The organism is Nocardioides sp. CPCC 206348, assembly GCF_048654705.1.
Classification (GTDB): domain Bacteria; phylum Actinomycetota; class Actinomycetes; order Propionibacteriales; family Nocardioidaceae; genus Nocardioides.
Window position 1 is genome coordinate 52,837 of sequence record NZ_JBMCZA010000161.1, and the last position, 2,358, is coordinate 55,194.

Sequence of the window (2,358 nt, forward strand, 5' to 3'; positions counted from 1 at the left end):
AACGGTGTCGACGCGGACGACGTCGTGCTCCAGCTGCTCTCGGCCCTCCCGAATCCGATGCGCAAGCGGGTCACTCCCGCGTCCGCTGCGACCGCCATCGCCGACGGGCTCGAGCAACGATCCGTGCGCTTCATCCACCCTCGGGTGTGGCGCCCCGTCTCGGCCCTGCGAGGCCTTCTCGGTCCGGGCCTGGATGCCCGGTTCGCCACCGATCGCCGCATCCTCGACGTCCTCGCTCGGCTCGACGAACGCCCCATGCCCGCTGCCCCCTCCCGCACTCGACGAAAGAAGCTGGCATGAACGCCTGGCGCGACACCCCGACCAAGACCGTCACGATCGACGGGACCTCGTTCGCCTACCGCGAGCTGGGCGATCCTGCCTCCGGCGTGCCCGTGGTCTTCCTCCACCACTTCACTGCCGTCCTCGATGACTGGGACCCGAGGATCATCGACGGGATCGCGGCGCAGCACCATGTGATCGCGTTCGACAACCGCGGCGTCGGTTCGACCGGCTCCCGCGTGCCGAACGACATCGAGCAGATGGGCGCCGACGCGATCGCCTTCATCCGGGCGCTCGGGTACGACGAGGTCGATCTCTTCGGCTTCTCGCTCGGTGGAGCGGTCGCGCAGATGGTCGCACTGCAGGCGCCCGAACTGGTCCGCCGCATGGTCCTGGCCGGCACCGGTCCGCGCGGGGGTGGCGGTATCTGGAAGATGCCGTTCATCGTGGGCGGTGCCTACGCGAAGGCCTTCGCAACCCGCAAGGACCCGCGCCACTTCCTGTTCTTCCCCCGCAACGCGGAGGGAAAGAAGGCAGCGAAGGAGTACTTCGCGCGCCTCGCCGAGCGCTCGGGCGACAAGAGCAAGCCGGTCACCCGGCAAGCGGCGCTCGCCCAGCTGCGAGCCATCACCTCCGGCGGCCTGCATGCCCCCGACGACCTGTCGGTCATCAAGTCGCCCGTCCTGGTGGCCAACGGCGACCACGACCTGATGGTCGCCAGCGAGCACTCGGCCGACATGGCGCGCCGCTTCCCCGACGCGAAGCTGGTCGTCTATCCCAACTCGGGGCACGGTGGCGTCTTCCAGTACCACCGCGAGTTCGTGCCCGAGGTGCTTGCCTTCCTGGGCGACCGATGAGCAGGCCAGACTTCGTGACCGTCGACGCCTTCACCCGTCCCGTCGGTGGGCGCATCAGGTGGCGACGGGACCTCAGGCGCATCCTCGACGCCGGTGTCGACGGCCTGCGGGGCTCGACCGTGAACTACTCGAACAACGGGACTCACCGGGTGGTTCCCGGGCTGGTGCCGGGCGGGTGTGCTCTTGTCGCTGCGTGGGAGTCGGCCGAAGCGGCCGAGGCCGCGTTCGCAGGGCCGCTCCGGCGCACGATCGACGGGCCTGGGCGGTTCAGTCTCGACGGCGAGATCGTCCGCGTCCGGATCGACTCCGAGTCCGAACGCAACGACTGGCACGGCTGGGAGCCGCGCACCGAGGGGGCGGCCCCGCTGACCGACGACGAGCCGATGGTGGCCATCGTGCACGGCATCCTCCGGCGCGGTGACCTGATCGAGTTCGTGCGCAACAACGCGCATGCGGCCAGCCGGGCGGCCCACCACCCCGGGCACCGCGGCAGCATCGACATCTCCTCACAGCTGCCGTATGAGCACACCTCGATCAGCCTGTGGAAGACCTACGCGCTCGCCCAGGACTTCGCCTACAAGCCCGGCGGCCATGCCAGCGCGCTCAAGCACGCGATCAAGGCGAAGACCCATCGCGTCGGGGTGTTCCTGCAGGCCCGTCCGTTGGCGGCCACGGGGTCGCTCGGCATCGACCGGCCGCCGTTCCCCCAGCTACCGGCAGCCAACCGCGCCGGCCTCTGAGAATCGAGCAACCCCATGCCATCCGTACTGGTGACCGGTGCCAGCCGAGGGATCGGGCTGGCCATCACCCGACACCTGAGCGCCCGGGGCTGGGACGTCTACGCGACTGCCCGATCGGCCGCCGACGTCAGCGCCCTCGGGCAGTTGCCGCACGTGCACCCCGTCCAGCTGGACGTCACTGACCGGGCGGCTGTTGCCGGACTGCCCGAACACCTCCCTGCCAGGCTCGATGCCGTGGTCAACAACGCGGGGATCATCGTGCAAGGGCCTGTCGAGAGCCTTGCGCTCGACGACCTGTCGCGACAGCTGGACGTCAACGTCACTTCGCAGATCGCCGTTGTCCAGGCGGTGTTGCCGCAGCTCCGGAAGGCCCGCGGGCGCGTGGTGTTCATGTCGTCGGTGAGTGGACTGATCACGCTTCCGGGCACGGGTGCCTACAGCGCTTCGAAGTACGCCCTCGAGTCACTGGCCGATGCCCTGCG

Annotated in this window: 3 protein-coding genes and 1 pseudogene; all 4 read left to right on the top strand. The window is 69.5% G+C overall.

The window, feature by feature from the left end:
* Positions 1 to 300 (top strand): annotated as a pseudogene (locus ACOADB_RS11990) (hypothetical protein); the annotation flags it as partial.
* Positions 297 to 1,136 carry an alpha/beta fold hydrolase gene (locus ACOADB_RS11995; protein ID WP_378598547.1) on the top strand — a complete coding sequence of 280 codons (840 nt, stop codon included), beginning with the start codon at positions 297 to 299 and terminating at the stop codon, positions 1,134 to 1,136. The pseudogene ACOADB_RS11990 and the gene ACOADB_RS11995, both read left to right, overlap by 4 nt.
* Positions 1,133 to 1,876 carry a hypothetical protein gene (locus ACOADB_RS12000; protein WP_378598550.1) on the top strand — a complete coding sequence of 248 codons (744 nt, stop codon included), beginning with the start codon at positions 1,133 to 1,135 and terminating at the stop codon, positions 1,874 to 1,876. The genes ACOADB_RS11995 and ACOADB_RS12000 overlap by 4 nt, the downstream gene beginning before the upstream one ends.
* Before the next feature lie 15 nt (positions 1,877 to 1,891).
* Positions 1,892 to 2,358, top strand: a 467-nt coding sequence (locus ACOADB_RS12005) for an SDR family NAD(P)-dependent oxidoreductase (protein ID WP_378598553.1), incomplete at its 3' end; no start/stop codon positions are given.

Coding starts and splice junctions, on each gene's coding strand:
- ACOADB_RS11995 (WP_378598547.1), top strand. CDS start 297: ATGAACGCCTGGCGCGACACCCCGACCAAGACCGTCACGATCGACGGG.
- ACOADB_RS12000 (WP_378598550.1), top strand. CDS start 1,133: ATGAGCAGGCCAGACTTCGTGACCGTCGACGCCTTCACCCGTCCCGTC.